This window comes from Paraliobacillus sp. JSM ZJ581 (assembly GCF_044383835.1).
Classification (GTDB): Bacteria; Bacillota; Bacilli; order Bacillales; family Amphibacillaceae; genus Paraliobacillus.
Window position 1 is genome coordinate 1 of record NZ_JBISEP010000051.1, and the last position, 3,939, is coordinate 3,939.

6 protein-coding genes are annotated in these 3,939 nt (G+C 32.7%); all 6 read left to right on the forward strand.

Going from position 1 to position 3,939, the window contains the following annotated elements; translation table 11 throughout:
• The first annotated feature begins 261 nt into the window (after nucleotides 1-261).
• The 6 genes from ACH6CY_RS15410 to ACH6CY_RS15435 all read left to right on the forward strand — a co-directional run bounded on the left by ACH6CY_RS15410 (nucleotide 262) and on the right by ACH6CY_RS15435 (nucleotide 3,868).
• Nucleotides 262-675, forward strand: coding sequence for a sensor histidine kinase (locus tag ACH6CY_RS15410; protein WP_374068200.1), 414 nt, complete (start codon nucleotides 262-264; stop codon nucleotides 673-675).
• Nucleotides 672-1,316, forward strand: a complete 645-nt coding sequence (locus ACH6CY_RS15415; protein ID WP_374068201.1) for a response regulator transcription factor — start codon at nucleotides 672-674, stop codon at nucleotides 1,314-1,316. The genes ACH6CY_RS15410 and ACH6CY_RS15415 overlap by 4 nt, the downstream gene beginning before the upstream one ends.
• A 247-nt stretch (nucleotides 1,317-1,563) precedes the next feature.
• Nucleotides 1,564-1,740, forward strand: a complete 177-nt coding sequence (locus tag ACH6CY_RS15420; RefSeq protein WP_374068202.1) for a class IIb bacteriocin, lactobin A/cerein 7B family — start codon at nucleotides 1,564-1,566, stop codon at nucleotides 1,738-1,740.
• A gap of 40 nt (nucleotides 1,741-1,780) precedes the next feature.
• A complete protein-coding gene (locus ACH6CY_RS15425) occupies nucleotides 1,781-1,984 on the forward strand; it encodes a Blp family class II bacteriocin (RefSeq protein ID WP_374068203.1) in 204 nt (67 codons plus the stop codon).
• Nucleotides 1,985-2,482: 498 nt separating this feature from the next.
• Nucleotides 2,483-3,442, forward strand: coding sequence for an IS30 family transposase (locus tag ACH6CY_RS15430; RefSeq protein WP_374068204.1), 960 nt, complete (start codon nucleotides 2,483-2,485; stop codon nucleotides 3,440-3,442).
• 33 nt (nucleotides 3,443-3,475) lie between these two features.
• Entirely contained in the window at nucleotides 3,476-3,868 is a 393-nt protein-coding gene (locus ACH6CY_RS15435; protein ID WP_374068205.1) for a hypothetical protein, read from the forward strand.
• The last annotated feature ends 71 nt before the right edge of the window (nucleotides 3,869-3,939 follow it).

Consider the following 3,939-nt stretch of genomic DNA (forward strand, 5'->3'; position numbering starts at 1 on the left):
TTAAGTCCAGTACAATACCGAACTCAAACCAGCCAAACAGCTGCATAATAAAAACTCTAACTTTGTGGGGTCACCACCTTAGCTAGTGATATACATGATACCTTTCTTCAGGATATAGCTATATTAAAACGAAAAATAGAAGAAATTCGTACCTCTGACGAAATACAACTAAATAAAGATAGACTAATCGATTTAGAAGAAGAGATCCTAGATATTATTTATGGAATTAGAGAAACATGCAATGAGCTTTCTCCTCCATTTTTGGCGGAGAAGGGATTGATAAGTTCTGTTAATGAATTAGCAGAGAAGTTCCGATTACGATCCAATATACAATTAGATGTTTATCAAAGTAATATGAATCAACCAATTCAATATAAAGAGATCGAACTAATAATGTATCGGATTGTACAGGAATTATTAACAAATGCGATAAAGCATTCACAAGCTAACAAAGTAGAATTGAATCTCAATTACAATGAAAGAAATTTTACTATCACCTATACAGATGATGGTGTAGGAATTGATAAACTGATACAAAAGCATAATAATTTTGGTTTAGCTAATATGAAAGAACTTGTATTTAGTTTTGGCGGAAGTTTTAAAATGGAAACCAATAAAGGGCTGCAAATCATGATAGAGATTCCAGACTCAATAGAGAGGGAGTTAATTGGATGATAAACATTTTAATTGTCGATGATCATGAAATTGTTGGTGAAGGTACTAGGAACCTATTATTAAGTGAACCCGACTTTCAAGTTGACTATGTTAGATGTAGTAAGGAAGTGATCGGGTTAGTAGAAGAAAATAGCTATGATATTTATTTGGTTGACTTAGATATGCCTGAAAAAAATGGTCTAGATTTAACAAATGATATTTTAAAAATAGATGAGAATGCAAGAGTACTCATTTTCACTGGACATGATATAGCTGTACATTTTAATTATTTAATAGATGCAGGTGTTTCGGGATTTATAAGCAAGTATTCTTCAAAGCGGCAATTAATGCGAGCCATTTGGAGTGCGACTGAGGGATTGGCGACTGTTCCCATAGAATTACTTTCTCGGTTGCGGAAAGGTAAAAATGAAGCAGTGCTTGATAATGGTAAGAAAATTTCTTTGACACAGATAGAAGAAGGCATTTTACTTATGGTGTCAAAAGGATTGAAAAATGAAGAAATTGCAGAAGAGTTGTATATGAGTAAAAGGAATGTTGAACGATATTTGACTGAGGTATTTAAGAAACTAAGTGTGAGTTCAAGATCTGAAGCGATAGTTAAAGTAAAGCAGGTTGGTTTGTTACCGCGAGTAATGGTGTGAACTTCAATATTTAATAAATAGAATAAACCGTTATGGTACTGTTAACGCAGCAGAATAGCTTAATTTCTCTGTAAGAGGTCTGAAATGAGTGGGATATTTCCTGGAAGTTATACTGTAAATTGATTAGTAGGACTATATCTATCTAGCCGTTAAATTTGCACGATACCGTAACATTATTACGTTTTTTTATATGATATGTCATTTATAATTATACTTGTATTAAAAAATAAGGAATGGAGGAGACATTATGCAAGAGTCTTTAAGAGAAGATTTTGGAGTTATGAGTGGAACGAACTTTAAATCTCTAAATGAAGGTGAATTATTAGAGATTGATGGTGGTTTTATCACAGTTGGTGCGATTATTGCTGGGATTCTTTTCATAGGTGGGGTAGCTATTGGAGTTGCCTGGGCATTTGCAGACTAAGTATTACTAAGGTAAATAAACTTTATAGGAGGTTTCAAACATGGAAAACGTGGATAATTTAGGTAAAAGTAATAAAGGGAAATTAATAGAGCATAATTTTCAGGACATTAATAAGGATGAACTAACTGCAATTGATGGAGGATTCGTAATTACGGGTAGTATGGTAGTTGCAGGAGTTGGTTGTATTGCAGGCGGTGTAGCTACAGGTTACGCAATAGGAACCATTATTAAAAAGTGGTTTTAATACGTGTTATAAATTGTTTACAATAATGTAAGAAAGGAATTTTTCTTATGGTTATAGATTTCTTTACAGTTGCAAAGTTTGTAATTTCAATAGGGATCATAAGTCTCTTGTTATTACTAGTAGGTAAGTTATTTAACATTATTGAACTACCTAATATAGTACCAGTATTTCTGCTAATTGCTTCTCTTACATGCTTTTTAGCAATAATTAAGCTAAAGTTGGTTTGAATACAATAAATATTATAGAATATCCAATTTTCATTTAACTATTCAAATATACTTTTTTCTAAAATTAATCTAAATATGAACTATCTAAGAATTAGTGTTATAGAAAATCAAAAGTATTGATTAATAACTAAAAATGTTATTAGTAGATTTGGAAAGTTATTTTAATGATACTTTGATTGAAAAATTAAGCGAGACACTAAGAAAACTAAGAAAGACATGTCATGATATACTCAATCTAAAACCGACTAAAGTTAAGGAGAGTGTATCTGACATGTCCTACACCCATCTTACCAAAACAGAACTCATATTCATAGAAGAATATTTTTCAATCGGTCGTAAAGGGCGACAAATTGCCGAAAAGCTCAAGCGAGGTCATGAGGCGATTTATCGAGTCATAAGACAACTAAAAGAAGGAAAAACAGCGATTGATATTTATCTTGAATACAAGAAAAACAAGCAAAAATGTGGTCGTAAACCGATTCAACTTTCCAAAAATGAAGTGGATTACATCAACGCAAAAGTAGAGGATGGTTGGACTCCAGACGTCATCGTTGGTAGAAAAGAAAGACCCATCTCTTGTAGTATGCGTACCCTTTATCGGCAGTTTGAAAAGGGTGTTTTCAGACAAGAGAAATTACCGATGAAAGGGAAAAGAAAACCAAACGGTCACCAAGAAAATAGAGGCAAACAAGCATTTAGACGTAGTATAGATGAGCGCAATCAGGAACATCTAAACTACAACAATGAATTTGGCCATCTAGAAGGTGATACTATTGTTGGTAGCAAACACAAGAGTGCAGTGATCACTTTGGTTGAACGACTAAGCAAATGTATCATTGCGATCAAACCTAAAGGAAGGAAGGCACAGGATATTGAAGAAGCACTAAACGGCTGGCTGCAAGGCGTTCCTAGACACTTATTCAAATCCATTATCTTTGACTGTGGCAAAGAATTTTCGAATTGGAAAAACGTCAGTAATAATCATGATATTGACTTCTATTTTGCCGATCCAGGAACGCCATCACAAAGAGGATTGAATGAAAATTCGAATGGTCTACTACGTAAAAACGGTCTATCAAAAGAGATGGATTTCAATTCCGTTACACAAGAATATATATCAACTGTTGCTTCTAGAAGAAACAACATTCCAAGAAAATCATTAAATTATCAAACACCAATTGAGTGTTTTATGAAGCATGTAGGCAAGGATACTTTGTCCCGCTTAATTTGACAAATTAAACTTAGTTAAAAAGGGAGGGATATAATGCTTAATCGGATCTTAACTTTGGAATTAGGTAATGATATAGGGCTACGTTCATTAAAAAACTTAAGGAAGTTATTTCTTTTGTATGGTTTCCCTAATATAAATGCATTTCTAATGGCTACTGTAATCGGTGTCCAAAGATTTTATGAAGTAAAATCGATTATATTACTCGTCTTAGGCTTGAATATATTCGTTACAATCACTGTCCAGTACATTGCTCAAAGAAATATATTAAGCAATTTAGAGAAAGAAGCCTTGATAAAGTTTATTCCAACAAAAATACCACAATTCATTAAAGTAAGATTATTTCTTTTCATTATGAAACTTTATTTTCCCATCCTTTTGTTTAGCACTGTCCTTTTAAGTTTTTTTATTGAAGAGAATTATTCCTGAATTATTCATAGAAATTCCTTAATGACTTAAAAATGCTTATCTGCCAAGCTATCTAGCTAAGTTGGTCGTGC

Excerpts from the sequence above, each read along its gene's own strand:
- ACH6CY_RS15435 (WP_374068205.1), top strand. The coding sequence starts at position 3,476 with ATGCTTAATCGGATCTTAACTTTGGAATTAGGTAATGATATAGGGCTA.
- ACH6CY_RS15415 (WP_374068201.1), top strand. The coding sequence starts at position 672 with ATGATAAACATTTTAATTGTCGATGATCATGAAATTGTTGGTGAAGGT.
- ACH6CY_RS15430 (WP_374068204.1), top strand. The coding sequence starts at position 2,483 with ATGTCCTACACCCATCTTACCAAAACAGAACTCATATTCATAGAAGAA.
- ACH6CY_RS15420 (WP_374068202.1), top strand. The coding sequence starts at position 1,564 with ATGCAAGAGTCTTTAAGAGAAGATTTTGGAGTTATGAGTGGAACGAAC.
- ACH6CY_RS15425 (WP_374068203.1), top strand. The coding sequence starts at position 1,781 with ATGGAAAACGTGGATAATTTAGGTAAAAGTAATAAAGGGAAATTAATA.